This window comes from Bacillus sp. Pc3, from assembly GCF_000815145.1.
Lineage (GTDB): Bacteria > Bacillota > Bacilli > Bacillales > Bacillaceae > Bacillus > Bacillus velezensis.
Genome location: NZ_CP010406.1, coordinates 232,534 through 248,082, shown reverse-complemented (window position 1 = coordinate 248,082; position 15,549 = coordinate 232,534). Strand labels below are relative to the sequence as shown.

Genomic DNA, 15,549 nt, shown 5'->3' with positions numbered 1-15,549 from the left:
GCCAGGTTCTTTTTATATTGCACAAAAACAGACACGGTGATATAATCAGAACACGCGTGCTTTTTGTGTGAAAAGTCATAGTTATCCATCTTATATTATGATTATATCATGCTGAAAAGCTCTTGTCAAATTTTTTTGAAGGGGAGATATAGAATGAGTTCTTTGGTTCTCGGCATTCACGAAATTGAAAAAACACAGCCTTTGCTCGTTGGAGGAAAAGGGTTACATTTAGGGGAATTATCAAAAATTCAAGGAATACAAGTACCGGAAGGATTTTGTGTCACAACCGCAGGATATCAAAAAGCCATTGAACAAAACGAAACGTTACAAGCGCTGTTGGATCAACTGACCATGCTGAAAGTGGAGAATCGGGATCAAATTGGTGAAGTCAGCAAAAAAATCCGGCAAACCATTATGGAAACAGAAATTCCTTCAGATGTAGTCAAAGCAGTTGCTTATCAACTCTCCCGGTTCGGCGAAGAACATGCCTATGCCGTACGTTCCAGTGCGACAGCTGAGGATTTACCGCATGCCTCTTTTGCCGGTCAACAAGACACCTATTTAAATATTACCGGCGTCGATGCGATCTTGCAGCATATCAGTAAATGTTGGGCGTCCCTATTTACTGATCGCGCGGTCATTTACCGTATGCAAAATGGATTTGATCACAGCCAAGTTTATTTATCCGTTATCATCCAAAGGATGGTGTTCCCACAGGCTTCGGGAATTTTATTTACCGCTGATCCGATGACCGGAAACCGAAAGCTGCTATCCATCGATGCCGGTTTTGGACTTGGTGAAGCACTGGTCTCCGGCTTAGTCTCTGCCGATTGTTATAAAGTACAGGACGGACAAATCGTCGATAAGAGAATAGAAACTAAAAAATTGGCTATCTATGGACGAAAAGAAGGCGGAACAGAAACACAGGAGATCGCTCTTGATCAGCAAAAGATTCAAACACTGACTGATGAACAAATTTTACAGCTGGCACGTATCGGGAGACAGATCGAAGCTCATTTCGGCCAGCCGCAAGATATCGAATGGTGTTTGGACCGCGATACTTTTTATATTGTCCAAAGCCGGCCGATCACAACATTATACCCCGTTCCTGAAGCGAACGATCAAGAAAATCACGTCTATATCTCTGTTGGTCATCAGCAAATGATGACGGATCCCATAAAACCCCTTGGATTGTCTTTTTTTCTGTTGACGACTGCTGCACCTATGCGTAAAGCCGGCGGAAGGCTATTCGTTGATGTCACACATCAACTGGCATCTCCTACTGTCAGAGAAGTTTTCTTAAAAGGCATGGGGCAGCACGATCCGCTCTTAAAAGACGCACTTATGACCATAATAGAGCGAGATGATTTCATTAAGCCGATACCTGATAAAACGGCACCGATTCCCGGCAAAGGCAATGCAGATATGCCGGAACAAGCTGAAAACGATCCGGCAATTGTTCCTGATTTGATTAAGAGCAGTCAAGCATCGATAGAAGAGTTAAAACAAAACATCCAGACGAAATCAGGAGATGGTTTATTTCGTTTTATTTTGGAAGATATCAAGGAATTAAAGAAGATTCTATTTAACCCAAAAAGTTCGGTGTTGATTCGAACTGCAATGGATGCTTCATCATGGATTAACGAAAAAATGAACGAGTGGTTAGGTGAAAAAAACGCAGCAGATACACTTTCTCAATCTGTACCCCATAATATTACTTCAGAAATGGGGCTTGCGCTATTGGACGTCGCCGATGTGATCCGCCCTTACCCAGAAGTAATTGCCTATTTAGAGAATGTAAAAGATGATCACTTTTTGGATGGGCTGGTGACGTTTGAAGGTGGGCGGGAAACCCGTGACGCTATCTATGCTTATCTCAACAAGTACGGAATGCGATGTGCCGGAGAAATTGATATGACAAGAACTCGATGGAGCGAAAAACCAACTGCACTTGTCCCTATGATTCTTAATAATCTCAAAAACTTTGAGCCAAATGCCAGCCAGCGGAAATTTGAGCAAGGGCGGCAGGAGGCATTGAAGAAAGAACAAGAGTTATTAGACCGATTGAAGCAATTACCGGATGGTGAACAAAAAGCCAAAGAAACCAAACGAATGATCCGCATCATCCGGAACTTCAGCGGGTTCAGGGAATATCCAAAATACGGCATGATCAGCCGCTACTTCGTTTATAAGCAGGCTTTACTGAAAGAAGCCGAACAACTCGCAGAAGCGGGCGTTATTCATGAAAAAGAAGACATATACTATCTCACTTTTGAAGAACTTCAGGAAGTCGTACGCACACATAAATTGGATTACCAAATCATCAGCACACGAAAAGGCGAGTATAAAATATATGAAAAACTATCTCCGCCGCGTGTTATCACGTCTGACGGTGAAATCGTTACAGGCGAGTACAAACGAGAAAATCTCCCGGCCGGAGCGATTGCAGGGCTGCCCGTTTCCTTGGGAGTCATAGAGGGGCGGGCACGGGTTATTTTAAACATGGAAGATGCCGATTTGGAAGATGGGGATATATTAGTTACCTCCTATACTGATCCCAGCTGGACACCATTGTTTGTATCCATAAAAGGCCTGGTCACTGAAGTTGGCGGACTGATGACCCACGGAGCGGTTATCGCGCGTGAATACGGCTTACCTGCAGTTGTCGGAGTTGAAAATGCAACCCAATTGATAAAAGATGGGCAGCGAATACGCGTTCATGGAACAGAAGGCTCTATTGAAATATTATAATAGCGGGTGTGTGCAGCACGTCACCAGATATTTCCCGCATTTTACTAAGAAAAGCCGGAACCTCTTAGAGGAGGAATTCGGTTTTTTTTATGTGAAAATGACTTAATGTGTGAACACCGCATTTTGTGGACGGACTCTTTTTAAATGAGTGTGGAAGGCCGCTAAGATACCAAACAAAAAAGATTCAGTGACTAAATCTAACAAATGACAATTTTATAAAGGTGAGTAATATCCTTTTTAAGTTCACAACATCTGTAATCCGATGAATTAAAAACGCCTTAGTTTTTTAACAACTATTTAGGAGTTTTGTTCATGAACAAGTTTTTATCCGGATTGGATTGTTCGCCTCATTCTTCATAGCGGCAATATTTGCGCAGGCAGGGGTGGAAACTCTCCCGCTTACCAGATTACCAGAGTGAAAATAAAAAATGTTTATCTCAGATTGGTTTTTTTAAAAAGTAAAAACGCCATAAAACTTCTTATGGCGTCTGTCCGAACTAAGGGATGCAATGTTTGGGAGACGAATATAAATCGTCAATGTGCTAGAAAAGGAATGCAGCACCTACAATGATTAACAAAATGAACAGCACAACGATCAATACGAAAGAGTTTCCGCCATAATTTCCACCGTAGTTCCCCATATTATTGCCACCTCCTGTTGTTAGGATAGTACATAATATGCCGGACGATAAATTTCGACATAGATTTAAGTCTAAATAAGAAAAAATGGATGTTATGTCTAAAATGAAGAGCTTCTAAAACAATAAAATAATGGGAGGTTAACTGAAAGAGAGAAATGGATGGGACGGTTTGCTGTTTAAAGAGGAGGGATATGGCTAAACATGCAATAAAACTGTGTATGAAAGTGGTGAGCATGAAGTTACTTCATCATGCAGAGTCACATACGAAGAGGTACAGGGAAATTATAGTTAACGAAAATATTCATCATTTCCCGGGCAAGCGCAGTATACGACAAATCAAAACAAATCACAAAGGAACGGAAGGTACGATACAAGGAGGCTGCTTGCGGGTTTGTGGTGCAGATAAAGTTTCCGTTTCAAAAAGGTCGTATGTTTATTCGGAACTTTACGTTTATTCCTGCAGAATGCTTGTAAAAGAAAGTCGGCAAAACTGCCGACTTTCCTAACGGAATTTAGATCTCAACAGATCTCTAAAGAAACCATCGACACTATCACCGGTGCCGCTATCATATTTCAGGATGTATTCTCCTTTTTGGTTAACGCTGAATTCCTGAATGAACGTTTTCCCCGCATTTAATGTCGTGGAGGATATAAGGAAGAAGCTTCCTGATTGAGCAAGGGTATAACGATGCCGGGGCGGCTGCGGATCAACTGAAACGAAGTATATTCCCAGGCAAGGAGTATTTCTTTAACCTGAAACTTTTATAAAGCATTAACGTATTACTTTATAAAGGTAAATAAGGAGGCTTATGAATGGGATTAAAAAATTTCTTTAATACTGAGTTAAAATGCTCTATCTGCGGAAAAACATTAAAATCAGGGGATGAGATAACAGCTTATCTTACACTTCCGAGTGAGAAGAAGATGCCTGTGGGGAGAATGGATAAAGTGTTAAGCAAACACTCTGATAAGGTCTGCTGTAAAAAGTGCAGTGAGTAGGTTTTTAGTGTTATGAGGAACCTCTGGCGGGTTTCCTCATAACAAATATCAACCAATTAAATTAGAAAAAAGCGAAATTGTGATGATTAAAGTAGATAAAGAACTGAGGGATACCAAAGGGATCATTTTTCGTTTACTTTGCTTTTTTGAAGGTTTGTTTAGCTCGTGGATCACTGCACCCCATAAAAGCATGGATGCTAAAATGATAAGACTCATATGTAACAACACTCCTTTGTTTCTATAAATTTTACCATAAATATCACAAGGATGTCGATTGAACGAACATCTCTATAAAAAGAAGATGTTTATCTAAAATTGTTGAGAGATTCAGTGAACTATTATGTAGATTAAATTAGAGAAGTTCGAAAAAGGCCTCAAATTACTCAGTGAAGATGAATATGAAGAGGTTCACAGTTCATATCCTACAATTGCTCAAACGTTCAGTCACATCTGCGCGGTGGATGTTATGTGGCTGCAAGTACTTAAAGGAATAGACATGCAGGAAGCATTGGAAGGTTCTATGGCTTATGCTGAAAGGGCTCATTTATATTCTGCAGATGAATTTGCGGCGTCTTATGAAGAACTGGCTTCACAGTTTGAAGAATGGATGAATAGCCAAACCGATGTAGAACAAAAAATGAACTTAAATAACCCTTGGTTAGGTTACAGAGAAACTGCTTACTCAGAAATTTTATTCCATGTTGCCAATCACGGAACTTATCATCAGGGCAGCATAACAACTATGTTAAGACAGCAGGGCTACGCTTCGGCAATGAATGACCTGGCATTATATTGGTATCAGGGTTAGTTCAGGCAGTACTTGCAAAATAAATAACCGCCGAATGGTTTGTAAAGTTTCTTTTCTGAACTAAATGACAAAGTCTCATTCAGTCTGGGTGGGGCGCCGAGCAAGAATCGAGATCAAAGGCTGCCGTATCATTCCCGGCAGCCTTAATGATTAGGAAGTAAAATCGATAACCATGCGGCCGGTCACTTTACCTTGCTCCATTTCTTCAAAAATATCATTCACATCTTCGATCGGGCGTTTTGTCACTTTAGGTACAACTTTACCGTCTGCAGCAAATTGAAAAGCTTCCTTCAGGTCTTCTCTGGTACCTACTAATGAACCTACTACCTGAATGCCATCTAACACGAGACGGGGAATATCTAAATCCATTTTGTCCACCGGTAAACCGACAGCGACTACGCGAGCTCCTGCTTTTACAACATCAATCGCTTGATTGAAAGGGGTTTTAGAGACAGCTGTGATGACCACAGCATCAAGCCCTAAATCGTTAGTCACTTCTTTTGCCTTAGCGACGGGGTCTTCGTTTAAACTGTTTACAACCGCATCAGCGCCTAAGCTCTTAACAAAATTCAATTTTTCGTCGCTAATGTCGAACGCAATCACTTTAGCGTTAAAGACATTTTTTGCATATTGAACAGCCAAGTTTCCTAAACCGCCGACTCCAAATACACCGATCCATTGACCTGGCTTAATTTCACTAACTTTAACGGCTTTATAAGTTGTTACACCTGCACAAGTAATGCTGCTTGCTGCTGCAGGGTCTAAATTTTCCGGCACCTTTATTGCATAATCAACCGCTACGATTGCTTCTTCAGCCATTGCGCCGTCAACTGTATAGCCGGCATTTTTTACATCCCGGCACAAGGTTTCACGGCCAGTTAAGCAATATTCACAGCAGCCGCAGCTTTCAAACATCCAGGCAATAGAGACGCGGTCACCTTTTTTCAGGCTTGTTACGCCTTCACCAATCTCAGTTACAATGCCTATTCCCTCATGACCTAAAGTGACGCCTGTAACATCCCCGAAATCAGCATTTTTAACATGCAAGTCAGTATGACATACACCACAGTATTCCATCTTAACTTTGGCTTCACCATGTCGCAAAGGACGTAATTCTTTTTGTACGATCGCTATACTTTTGTCTTTTGTTGCTACTACTGCTTTCAAATCATGCACCCCTTTCGAATATTAGCAGAAAATTTTTACTTATCTTACAATTTAGCACACTGCTCTCCTTTTGAAAACCCTTACATTTTTTGCGGACAAGTGTCTCTACAAAAGTTGAGGGAGCTATGCAGGGAGGCTTATATGGATATTATGTGTCATCTCCAAATGCACAGAATTTACATATATACATAAATAGATGCGTTTTCAAAGGAGGCTTTTTTTGAGCGATAAAAAGCTGACGGAAGATAAATTTGACAATCACCGGCTCACTAACTTTTTGCCCTTTATCAGCCCTAACCCTGTTACATCATTTAATCGGGTTCAAAGATACCTTAAAATCGATAAAACTTCGTTCATAAGTCCGTTTTCCAGCGTGAAAGGAGACGTGAGTTTAAGTAGCGCCAAATGCTGCTATTCGTGCGATTGGTTCAAATACAAATCTTCAAGAGGGAGTCATTTTACATGATTTGTTAAAACAATTTGTTTCAATCAAAGATAAGGCATATTCCATTTATATCGGAAACAATGTAAGTGTCGGACATGATACTCTCATTTATGGCCCTTGTTATCTTGGAAATCACACGTTCATCGGACGAAAAGCAAAATGCGAATATCCTGAATTAAATTGATGCATGAGAATTGGCGCCCCACGATGCAAGGTCAGATAAGTTTTGAGAGTCAGATTTCGGTCAGGGATTCGCAAAGGGAAGAGTTAAAAGCTGTTCATCGGATATTTGTGGGGAAGCTGCAAGAAGGGTCGAAGGTGAGCAGGGCGGCGGATTAAAACTGACCTTCCCTCAAATTTTATCCCAATAGGATTGACAGGAGGATACAATCATAAAAATAAAATGATGCTTCGCGAATGAGCCTAAAAGCGGCTCTTTTATGATGCTTCTTTGACGCTTTAATGGGAAACGCAGCACTCATGGTTCTGCTGGATAAGACAACTTTTCTTATACAATTAGCATATTGAAGTTACTTATTTTTACATAACTGTTGGAAATCATCTTTCCATCTGAGATAATAAAATTCATCTTGATTGATTCATGGGGGAGTAAGGATGGGCTGTTTTTATCAAACGCAAACCATTTTACAAACAAATTCCTCAAGCGGTTTTTATAACCGAAGAAATTAGTGCTTTGGATAAACGCTGTAAGAAGGACTCTCTGTTTAAATAAACGAGGTGAAAATCAATGAATGGTATAGAATTCTTAGAATCTGTGTCGCGACTTGGACAACTCATTTTGGTGTTTTCCTGCTACGCCGTTTATTGGAAATTGGGTAAAACGAAAAGGGAGCGAAGACTTACAAAATTCGAAGCTTTGCTTAGGTTCTTTGTAATGTTTGGTCTATCCGCATGGGGGCTGTCGTTTCTTGCTTTGAATTTGTGGTCGTAATCTTTCTGTCGATATTTGAGCTTAAACTGCAGAGAATTACACTGGCAGGAGATAATTTTACCCTTAGTGAAAAGAATTTCACGGGTAATCATTTGAACTTGAGCGCGGCTGATAAGGTGAATGGTGATGCAAACAGAAATCATTACTTATTGATCACAAAAGGAGCCGGCTGCGGAGATGTGTGGATTAAAGGCTTTTACGGATTCGAACACGATGAGCCGGATGCAGATTGGTGAGCGATACACAGTCAAGGTATTTCCTTGACCTTTTTTAATGGCAATAAAATTTCTGGATATTAAGATAGTGAATTGATGATCTGCCAAAAAAACATAGATCTTTTAAAGTGATGGATATATACTGATTTTAAACAATAGGAAAAAAATGAGAAATGTATTTTTATAAAAAGCAGGTGAAATATATGGGAGCGGCGTCTTGGAGCAAAAGTCAAAGCTATACTTACACATTGGCTTTTTCAAGTTTGTCGTATGGTTTGATCTTCGGGCTATATATGTTTGTATACTCGGGTTTTGTGCCATTTGCATTGGTTACTGTAGTTATCATTGCTTTTTACGCATTTATTATTTACTTTTTGTTTGCTGTTCCTGTGCAACTATGGTTAAGAAAGAAGCCTAAAAAGTTTAGTTTGGTTCATCTTTTCATTTATACAGCAGTCGCTTTTTTAGCTGTGTTCTTGTTCTGGTACATAGATAATCCGCCAATTGATTTCACAGTTTTCAGAATGCCCATTTATTACATAATGAGCATTGTTGCTGCGTTCATATATTGGTTCTGGGACTCTATATTTCTGAGAAATTACAATGTTCACTGCAAGTAAAGCTGATGTTTCCAAAAGAAAGCGGGTGAGGAAAAATGGAGTACATTGAGTTGACTAGGGACAATATTGATGACAATCATATTTGCTGTGCATTAGGTACGAAACAATATGAGGATGCGGTAAATGAAAAGAAGAGCTGGCTCAAAGATCGGATGATTGATGGCTTGGTGTTCTATCGCCTAAACGAACGGGCAAAAGTTTTTATTGAATATTTACCTGCAGAAGAAGCGTGGGTTCCGGTAAGCGCACCTCATTTTATGTTTATTAATTGTCTTTGGGTCTCAGGTAAATATAAGAATAACGGACATGCGAAACACTTGTTAGAAAAATGTGTGTCAGATGCAAAATCCCGCGGTATGGATGGGATAGTTCATATAGTGGGGAAGAAAAAGCTCCCTTATTTAAGTGATAAGCATTTCTTTGAACATATGGGATTTGCTGTGCAAGATGAAGCAGAACCCTATTTTCAGTTGATGTCACTGACGTGGAATGAACATGCACATCCTCCTGTATTTAAAAAACAGGTGAAAAGTAATTTCGTTAATGATGAGGGAATCACAATATTTTATACAGCCCAATGCTCATTTGCAGTCGGATTGTTAAAGGATTTAAAGGAACTGACTGAAAAGAAAGGACTTCATTTTCAGGCCCGGCGAATAACGTCAAAAGATATGGCGCAAAAATCCCCGGCAGTTTGGACGACTTTCAGCGTGTTTTATAATGGGACATTTCTCACTCATGAGATGATGAGCGTGAATAAGTTTGAAAAAAAACTCAATAAGCTTGTAATGGCTTAACTTTGTTTTATTACTATTCCTCGTTTCTATATTCGATACTGAGGGTTTTTCACGAAAATTGTTCAGTACTTTTCATCGCGGGCGGCAAAAGAATGATTATTGTTTTTGACAAAGATGATAACGTCCATCATTATAGTAAAAATAGATTGAGACAAGTTCTTCAACAAACGAAGAAGTTCTTTTCAAAGATCGATAACAATGAAACAGGAGACTGCAAATGCAAAAAATTGAAACCCTTCGCTTAATTTTAAGAAATTTTACCGAGAGAGATGCGCAAGGTCTGTTGGAATATTCTGCACATCCGAGAGTGAATTGCTTTCTTGATGACAGAATGTCTACGTTAGAAGAAGCTGCCGTAAACGTTCAAAAAAGAAGCCGAGATGACTCTTATATTGCAGTTTGTTTAAAAGACAGTAATGATCAAGTTGGAGAACTATTTTATTTAAAAGAAGAGCCAGATACCTATTCCGTTTGTTGGAATTTCAATGCCCGTTTTGAAGGGAAGGGATACGCAAGTGAAAGTGCGAAGGCTTTCTTTGAGTATCTCTTTATGCATATGTTGAAGATGATAACTGCAGGTCACAGATTAGGAATACGTAAAGAAGGTTATTTTCTTGAATTTATTTCATTTACTGCACACGAGGATGGAACACCTAAATATGAAAACACTTTCCAATACGCATTGCTAAAGAAAGAATGGTTAAAACAAAAACATAGTTAATAGAATTTGTGGGGAGATAACCTCCCCTTTGTCGAAAAAAACTTGCTGAAAGCAGGTTTTTTTGTATTTAAGTTAAATACTTCATTAGGTTACCGATCATACCAATGGATTATGGAATTGAAAAAAGTACTTAGATTAGTAACGATCAAAAAGATTAAGCTGAAGGTTGGGGAAAACATGAAATTCATTATAGCAACGTTGTAAAATTGGAGAGAGGATGAATGGGATGGACATTTTGCAGTTTAGCGACAGAAGGAGCGGGAAGTAATTCGAATCAGCAATGTTCAATTCATTTTGATGAATTATAAGATGCGCTCGAGAATGGAAAAATGGTTGATACTCAAAATGTTAAAAGCTGTTCAGAGTTTAGACCTATTTTACAGTGAGACCGGAAATATTCTCTTAAACTTCTGATGTTGTTCAAAGCGGACACCTCTTGATGCTTATGCATAAGAAAATAATACCATTGAAATATATGTAATATCAATGAATAAGGTTGGAAACGGAGGGGTTCAAAGTTGGGGCGATCTTGTGTAAAAGAAAGAATCAGGATGAATGTGACCAGCATCCACCCTGATCAATGGGGTTCACAGTGTTCTATTTCATTGTATTCCAATCGGAATAATATTACAAGGGTGAAAAAGAAATAAGCGGAATGTTTTCGGCTTCTTCTGCCTCTGGAGCGGGAAAAGGAAAGTGAGATGTTTGAATGAAAATAAATGATTATCTGAAGGAAAGGTTTCCGACTTTAAAATTAGTGCCCGGCATTTATCATCAATGGGACGTGGGAATTCATTTTTCTCTCGGCGGCAATATGTATCAATTTAATGAAAGCGGTGCTTTGAATCTTGAGTATTTTCAGCTTGTTCATCACCAAACCGCCGCGCTTTTCAATGAGCTGTTTGAACATAGCGATGACTTATTTCTTGTTGCCAACGTGTATAAGCACAAATCTCAAGGTAATCACGCGAGAAAATTAAAGGTTTATCAGCCGTTTCTGAAGTGTAAGGATGATTTATATCGGATTCAAGTGAAGACCTGTCCATGCCCGGTCGAAGAAGAATATGAAATACAGCAGTTTTCTTTATTATGTAAACGGAAAAATCTGCGTATCCCCCAATTACTTAAGGCAGCCGTCCACGAAGATTTTCCGCTGAAGCCAAGGTTCGGGGGCTGTTCCGTTGGGTATCCTGATGTTTTCTTTGTGAATATGACAAAAGATATTATTTTCTTTCTGTATGATGACAGAGGGTGTGAAGTCATTGCTCTTGATGCCGGAAGAATACGAAAGCTTTATGATCAATATCACGATTGGATTGAATTGGACTGAAAATGAACACATGAATTCGAATCCGCTTGTGCCGGCTTTGTTCTTGCCTAGTCCGGCTGCATGAGTATAATGGGCAGAATTGAAGGACGCCTGAAACTTTTTTTTCTCTCATACCGACCTTCTGCATGTTAAGCTTCTGTATTTATTTTGAACGAATTCCTATTTGTAAAACGGCTGAATAGAATAACATAAAAGCTTTTTTACACAGTGCAGGAGGAGAGACATGTGAGGGCTGAACACCGTGATTGTATGGAAATTGGAATTTATTCATTTGCAGAATTATATCCCGATCCTCTGACAGGGAAAACAGTCAGCGCAAAGCAGCGGATAGATGAATTGATGAAGCTGGCGAAACTGGCTGACGACGCAGGGCTTGATGTATTCGGTGTAGGCGAGCATCATCGTCTTGATTATGCGGTATCTTCGCCGCCGGCCATCTTATCAGCGATTTCACAGATCACTGAAAATATTAAGCTGACCAGTGCCACGACTGTATTATCCACCGCAGATCCCGTCCGTTTATTTGAGGATTTTGCAACGCTTGATCTGATTTCAGACGGCCGGGCGGAAATCATTGCGGGACGGGGCGCATTTTTAGACTCGTTTCCTCTTTTCGGTTATGACGTAGGCCATTATAAAGAACTTTTTGAAGAACACATTGACCTTTTTTTAAAATTAAATTCCGGGGAAGAATCGGTTACCTGGAAAGGACGTTACCGGCCGCCGCTGCGCGAGGCAGAGATTTCTCCGCGGCCTTTTCGCGGAAGCATTCCGCTATGGTTAGGTGTTTCGGGGACTCCGGAAAGCGCAGAACGGGCCGGGCGTGCAGGTGCGGGGTTGGCATTAGCTGTACTGAGCGGTGATCCGATGTCATCTAAGCCGCTTGTTGACAAATACCGGGAAGCGGCTTCTAAAGCCGGTCATCCTCCGGAAAATGTGAAGGTTGCCGTAACCGGACATATGTTCATTTCAAAAACGAATGAACAGGCAATACAAGAATTTTACCCGTATCATTCAAATTACTGGTCTCACGTTCATTCATATCACGGGATCGATGAGCCTTTAACGAAGGAAGATTTTGAGCGGGCGTCCGGAAAAGAAACAGCTTTATTTGTGGGAAGCTCACAGCAGATCATTGAAAAAATCATGCATCAATACGAGTTATTCAGACATCAGCGATTTCTCGCGCAAATCGATATAGGAGGTATGCCGTTTAAAAAAGCCGCGGAAAACATCGAACGATTAGCAGCGGAAGTAGCACCGGTTATCCGAAAGGAAACCGGCAAATCCAGCGAATGAAGTTCTGAGCAAAAGGGGCGGGCCGGTCAACCGCGGATTCGATAACAGAATCGGCCCGGCTTTTTCTTTATGATTATAAAAAACAAAGGGAAAAGCGCCAATCTCATTGCTTTTTCCTATCAAGGAAAGGAAGGTCATTTCATCCTCCATCGTGAAGTGTATACACTGAAGGGTTTTTATTAACAAAAGAGGGAGGATGATGCAGTAATGAAAGGTTTAGTAAAAGCTGCAGTTTTAACTGTTACTCTTGGTATTGGAGGCGCTTTCTATTCAAGTGATGCATCTGCACACGGGTATATAAAAGAGCCCGTCAGCAGAGCGTACATGGGAGCATTAGAGAAACAAACATTGGGCTGGACGGCCGCTGCGCAGAAATATGGCTCCGTCATTGATAATCCTCAGTCTGTAGAAGGGCCGAAAGGATTTCCGGCTGCAGGTCCGCCGGATGGAAGAATCGCGTCTGCAAATGGGGGATCGGGACAAATTGACTTCGGTTTAGACAAGCAGACTGCAGATTATTGGGTGAAACAAAACATCCGCGGCGGTTTTAACACCTTTACTTGGTACTACACGGCCCCTCATGCGACATCAAAGTGGCACTATTATATCACCAAGAAAAACTGGAATCCGAATAAACCTTTGTCAAGAGATGAATTCGAATTAATCGGAACGGTAAACCACGACGGTTCCAAGGCAGATACGAATCTGACTCATAAGATTTTTGTGCCGACTGATCGAAGCGGGTATCATGTCATTTTAGGGGTATGGGACGTTGCGGATACTTCCAATGCCTTCTATAACGTCATCGATGTAAACCTTACACAATAATCTATGAATTACTGATCGGCTGCATGTTGATACATCGGCCGATCTTTTTAATTTTAATGTGTGAATGAAAAGGGGAAAAACAGCAGAGCGCCATAAACATTTCATTTATGGCGCCGTACGATCATGGAGGTGCTGCTGACATGGATGCGGAGGTAAGAGGATTCTTAATAACCGCCGAGGAAAGAAGCCCCAACGATGATTAATAAAATGAATAGCACCACGATTAACGCAAAGGAGCTACCATAACCACCTGAGAATCCCATATAATCTCACCTCCTAAAGAGGATTAATACATATTATGCCGAAATGAAAAGTTTGATAGGGATGCTAGTTTACTTTTTGAAAAAAAGTTTTTTTAGTCTGCATATATTTTCTTCTCACATTGCTTTTAAAGGGGGACCGTAAATGCTTCCTGTAATAGAAACGGACAGACTTATTCTTAGAGAAGTTGAAAAGAAAGATGCAAAGCAAATATTTGCTTGTTTTTCAAATGCAAATGTAACACGCTATTATGGTTTGGAACCTTTTGATTCAATGGAACAGGCTGAAAAAATGATTGGCTGGTTTAAAGATCAATATCATGATAAAAAGGGAATGCGATGGGGAATCGAGAGAAAAGATGCGAAGGGAATAATCGGAACTATTGGTTTTAATTCTTGGGTGCCCAAGCATAAGCGGGCGGAGGTCGGTTATGAGATTCATCCGAATTATTGGAGGAATGGCTATGCTTTTGAAGCGTTGGAGAATGTTCTTTCTTTTGGGTTTGAAAAGCTTGGGCTGCATCGTATAGGCGCTGTTGTTTTCATTGAGAATGCAGCGTCTCATCAATTACTGATAAAGGCGGGATTTCAATCTGAAGGAATTTTGAGAAGATATATGTATCAAAACGGACTGCCCCATGATACACGTGTATATTCTATACTGAATGAGATCGTTAACGAATAAATTGAAAATTCGTCGTTTTGTCAAGTGTTCTGCGGTAAATAAAAAAAGCCGATGAAGGCTTAACATTGATTAGACGCTGTAAAGCATTCTTTTTGCTATGCTTTCTGCAGACGGAGTTTGATTGTAAGAAACGATTCCGATAATCACTAACAAGATGATCAACACCAATATGCTCCACAACACTATTTTTAAAGACTTTGACATGGTATACCTCACTTTGAAAGACTTTACCGGGGCTGCGATCGGAGCCCGCACTTCAAGTATAGTCGTTATAACGGTGAAAAATGTGCAGTCCAGTTAAAAAAACTTGCGGGCGCTGCCGCAAGTTTTCACCGTATTAAGGTCTGTGGAATTCAATATGCTGATTATCACGATCGAACCACCCTCTGAATGCCCAATTGATCCAGCCCCCGTCTCCTTTGTTATCGAAGGACCCGTCTTCGAAGACCCAGATTCCGTAAGTAATACCGTCATAAACGGCTGATCCGTAAAATTGAACGCCGTTAAACCGGTCTTCATATTCTTGATTTAAATTGAACACCATGACATTGTACTTCTGTCCTGATGCGTAAAATGTTGTTTCCATGACATTTTTTACCCAGCCGGTTCGGTTTTGATCTGACTTAACCGCTTCAGCAATGCGATCTGAGATTCCGAGAACATCTACGTTTACGTTCAGCCCGGCATCAACACCTGCTGCTTTTACGTTTTGGTCTGCTGTTTGGGATAATTTACTTTCTAACGGATTTGCAACGGGTGAAACGTGAGGCGCGTTTGCGTGTTCAGACTGACTGGCTGCTGAGGCACTGGCTGTGAAAGGAATTGTTAGAGATAAAGCTAAGCATGATCCGACTATCGTTCTGGCGATTTTCATGGCAATGACCTCCTGAGGAAATTTTTAAAAATTGTTGCAAATTCATGGTATCGCAGAAAAATTGACCAAGCAAAGAGTAGATTTTCTCAAAAGTCATGTCATTCTATTTGTGTTGTTTTCTGTAAATGAAATACTTTTCATTAGGCGAAAAGGGAAG

Annotated in this window: 16 protein-coding genes; 12 read left to right on the top strand and 4 right to left on the bottom strand. The window is 40.4% G+C overall.

Annotated features, from left to right (window positions below; all coding sequences use genetic code 11):
• The first annotated feature begins 153 nt into the window (after window positions 1–153).
• Window positions 154–2,751: a phosphoenolpyruvate synthase gene (gene ppsA / locus SB24_RS00975; protein ID WP_039251420.1), complete on the top strand. Its 2,598-nt coding sequence runs from the start codon at window positions 154–156 to the stop codon at window positions 2,749–2,751.
• 542 nt (window positions 2,752–3,293) lie between these two features.
• Here ppsA and SB24_RS19340 read toward each other — a convergent pair.
• Window positions 3,294–3,392 (bottom strand): YjcZ family sporulation protein, encoded by a 99-nt coding sequence (locus SB24_RS19340; protein WP_072589120.1) that lies wholly within the window; start codon window positions 3,390–3,392, stop codon window positions 3,294–3,296.
• An 813-nt stretch (window positions 3,393–4,205) separates the two neighbouring features.
• On the opposite strand from SB24_RS19340, the gene SB24_RS00965 reads away from it, so the two are divergent.
• Together SB24_RS00965 and SB24_RS00960 are read left to right on the top strand one after the other, a co-directional pair.
• Window positions 4,206–4,391 (top strand): hypothetical protein, encoded by a 186-nt coding sequence (locus SB24_RS00965; RefSeq protein ID WP_003154035.1) that lies wholly within the window; start codon window positions 4,206–4,208, stop codon window positions 4,389–4,391.
• Between the two features lie 346 nt (window positions 4,392–4,737).
• On the top strand, window positions 4,738–5,199 hold the full coding sequence (locus tag SB24_RS00960) for a DinB family protein (RefSeq protein WP_052250226.1): 462 nt from the start codon (window positions 4,738–4,740) through the stop codon (window positions 5,197–5,199).
• 150 nt (window positions 5,200–5,349) lie between these two features.
• Here SB24_RS00960 and adhP read toward each other — a convergent pair whose 3' ends face one another.
• Window positions 5,350–6,366, bottom strand: coding sequence for an alcohol dehydrogenase AdhP (adhP, locus tag SB24_RS00955; protein ID WP_032871559.1), 1,017 nt, complete (start codon window positions 6,364–6,366; stop codon window positions 5,350–5,352).
• 1,193 nt (window positions 6,367–7,559) lie between these two features.
• Here adhP and SB24_RS20300 point away from each other — a divergent pair.
• The 8 genes from SB24_RS20300 to SB24_RS00910 all read left to right on the top strand — a co-directional run bounded on the left by SB24_RS20300 (window position 7,560) and on the right by SB24_RS00910 (window position 13,573).
• Window positions 7,560–7,763, top strand: coding sequence for a hypothetical protein (locus tag SB24_RS20300; protein ID WP_017417852.1), 204 nt, complete (start codon window positions 7,560–7,562; stop codon window positions 7,761–7,763).
• A gap of 92 nt (window positions 7,764–7,855) precedes the next feature.
• The gene (locus SB24_RS20295; protein ID WP_007611678.1) at window positions 7,856–7,999 is read left to right on the top strand and encodes a hypothetical protein; all 144 of its coding nucleotides are present in this window, start codon (window positions 7,856–7,858) and stop codon (window positions 7,997–7,999) included.
• A gap of 182 nt (window positions 8,000–8,181) precedes the next feature.
• Window positions 8,182–8,598 (top strand): UPF0715 family protein, encoded by a 417-nt coding sequence (locus tag SB24_RS00935; protein WP_039254920.1) that lies wholly within the window; start codon window positions 8,182–8,184, stop codon window positions 8,596–8,598.
• A gap of 35 nt (window positions 8,599–8,633) precedes the next feature.
• Window positions 8,634–9,395 (top strand): N-acetyltransferase, encoded by a 762-nt coding sequence (locus tag SB24_RS00930; protein ID WP_039251413.1) that lies wholly within the window; start codon window positions 8,634–8,636, stop codon window positions 9,393–9,395.
• A 217-nt stretch (window positions 9,396–9,612) separates the two neighbouring features.
• Window positions 9,613–10,116: a GNAT family N-acetyltransferase gene (locus SB24_RS00925; RefSeq protein ID WP_039251410.1), complete on the top strand. Its 504-nt coding sequence runs from the start codon at window positions 9,613–9,615 to the stop codon at window positions 10,114–10,116.
• A 709-nt stretch (window positions 10,117–10,825) separates the two neighbouring features.
• Window positions 10,826–11,446 (top strand): DUF3885 domain-containing protein, encoded by a 621-nt coding sequence (locus SB24_RS00920; protein WP_033574801.1) that lies wholly within the window; start codon window positions 10,826–10,828, stop codon window positions 11,444–11,446.
• A 225-nt stretch (window positions 11,447–11,671) separates the two neighbouring features.
• Complete coding sequence (locus SB24_RS00915; protein ID WP_039251409.1) at window positions 11,672–12,745, top strand: LLM class flavin-dependent oxidoreductase; 1,074 nt, start codon at window positions 11,672–11,674, stop codon at window positions 12,743–12,745.
• 207 nt (window positions 12,746–12,952) lie between these two features.
• Window positions 12,953–13,573, top strand: coding sequence for a lytic polysaccharide monooxygenase auxiliary activity family 9 protein (locus SB24_RS00910; RefSeq protein ID WP_003154023.1), 621 nt, complete (start codon window positions 12,953–12,955; stop codon window positions 13,571–13,573).
• Window positions 13,574–13,737: 164 nt separating this feature from the next.
• Here SB24_RS00910 and SB24_RS19325 read toward each other — a convergent pair whose 3' ends face one another.
• Window positions 13,738–13,836 carry a YjcZ family sporulation protein gene (locus SB24_RS19325; protein ID WP_003154022.1) on the bottom strand — a complete coding sequence of 33 codons (99 nt, stop codon included), beginning with the start codon at window positions 13,834–13,836 and terminating at the stop codon, window positions 13,738–13,740.
• 142 nt (window positions 13,837–13,978) lie between these two features.
• Between SB24_RS19325 and SB24_RS00900 the strand changes: the two genes are divergently transcribed.
• On the top strand, window positions 13,979–14,518 hold the full coding sequence (locus SB24_RS00900) for a GNAT family N-acetyltransferase (RefSeq protein WP_033574803.1): 540 nt from the start codon (window positions 13,979–13,981) through the stop codon (window positions 14,516–14,518).
• Window positions 14,519–14,855: 337 nt separating this feature from the next.
• Here SB24_RS00900 and SB24_RS00895 read toward each other — a convergent pair whose 3' ends face one another.
• Entirely contained in the window at window positions 14,856–15,392 is a 537-nt protein-coding gene (locus SB24_RS00895) for a hypothetical protein (protein WP_007410338.1), read from the bottom strand.
• Window positions 15,393–15,549: the final 157 nt, after the last annotated feature.